The organism is Paraclostridium sp. AKS73 (assembly GCF_025671395.1).
Lineage (GTDB): Bacteria > Bacillota > Clostridia > Peptostreptococcales > Peptostreptococcaceae > Paraclostridium > Paraclostridium benzoelyticum.
The window spans coordinates 1-1,911 of sequence record NZ_JAIXHU010000081.1 but is presented as its reverse complement, the minus strand read 5'-3'; the positions used below and the strand labels follow the sequence as shown (position 1 = coordinate 1,911).

Below are 1,911 nucleotides of genomic sequence, written 5' to 3'. Positions count from 1 at the left end.
TATCATGATTCATATAGACGGTTTTTTTATTTTTTATTGAAAGAATTATTAAGTTAACAGAAAAATTTGACATTTTATTATAACCTGGTGTATAAATATACATAAAACAAAATAATTTATCAATATATTTTAGGGTAAATATTTAACGGAAATTTAGAAGGGGACTATTTAAATTAAATAATATTAATTATTGTAAAGTTATGAAAATTGGGTATATAAAAGTGTACAAGCGAATATATAAATATTAAGATTTCTCCAATTTAAATTAGCTTTTAATAATACATATTTATAAAAAGAAGGGATGAGGTAAATGTTCAAAAACTTAAAGAGAACAGATAAAGAGATTTATGAAAGTATGCAACGAGAATTAGAAAGACAACAAAGGAATATAGAGTTAATAGCATCAGAAAATATAGTATCTATGGCAGTTATGGAAACTATGGGAAGCCATTTAACTAACAAATATGCAGAAGGGTACCCGGGGAAAAGATATTATGGAGGGTGCGAGTATATAGATGAAGTAGAAACGTTAGCTATTGAAAGATTAAAAAAAATATTTGGGGCAGAACATGCTAACGTTCAACCTCATTCTGGGGCTAATGCAAATATGGGTGTATATTTTCAATATTAAAACCAGGGGATAAGGTTATGGGGATGAATTTATCTCAAGGTGGGCACTTAACTCATGGGTCTCCTGCAAATATATCAGGACAATATTTTGAATTTACAGAGTATGGTGTAGACCTTAAAGATGGAAGAATAGACTATGATGATATAAGAACAAAGGCACATGAAATAAAACCTAAGTTAATAGTAGCGGGAGCTAGTGCATATCCTAGAGAAATAGATTTTAAAAAGTTTAAAGAAATAGCTGACGAAGTAGGTGCTATGCTTATGGTAGATATGGCTCACATAGCAGGACTTGTAGCGGCTGGACTTCATCAAAACCCATGTGAGGTCGCTGATTTTGTAACTACTACGACTCATAAAACTTTAAGAGGGCCTAGAGGAGGAGTAATCCTTTGTAAAGAAAAATATGCAAAAGCTATAGATAAAGCTATATTCCCAGGAACTCAAGGTGGTCCATTAGAACATATAATAGCTTCTAAAGCTGTAGCGTTTAAAGAAGCTTTAGAGCCAGAGTTTAAAGAATATCAATCTCAAGTTATAAAAAATGCTAAGAAATTAGCAGAAGAATTAATGAATAGAGGATTTGAGTTAGTAACAGGTGGAACTGATAATCATCTAATTTTATTAGACTTAACTAATAAAAATATAACTGGAAAAGAAGCCGAAAAAAGATTAGATGAAGCGTATATAACAGCTAATAAAAATACAATACCTTTTGATCCAAATGGAGCTTTTGTTACTAGTGGTATAAGATTAGGGACTCCAGCTGTAACAACAAGAGGTATGAAAGAAGAAGATATGAAAGATATAGCAGAGGCTATAGATTTATGTTTAACTTATAATAAAGAAGAAGAAGCTAGAGAAAAGGTGGTAGCTTTAACAAATAAATATCCTTTATACAATGAATATAAAATATTTGAATAGAATAGGATGAAAAAAACATATTATGTAAAGTAATAGACCACGAAGTGTAGATGTAAAATCTTTGCGACACAAAGCTGAGAAGATGCTTTGAAATGTAGCTACAGATTTTACATCTACACTTCGTTAACTTTTACATACTATATTTTTTATATTAAGGGGAGTAGGTAGGTAAAGAACTGAAATTCTAGAGTTTTTTTAGAGAAAATTAAAAAAATAAAATTAAATTAAAAAAAGTATTGACGATGTTAAATTAAGGTGGTATAGTATTACTTGTCCTTAAGAAAAGGGCAAAACAAAAATGAACTTTGAAAATTAAACAGTAGGTTAATTATATAAATTCTTTTTTAAAGAATTAAA

General features: G+C 29.4%; 1 pseudogene. It reads left to right on the top strand.

Annotated elements, in window-relative coordinates:
- Positions 1-310: 310 nt before the first annotated feature.
- Positions 311-1,554: pseudogene (glyA, locus tag LEQ07_RS19610) on the top strand (serine hydroxymethyltransferase).
- The last annotated feature ends 357 nt before the right edge of the window (positions 1,555-1,911 follow it).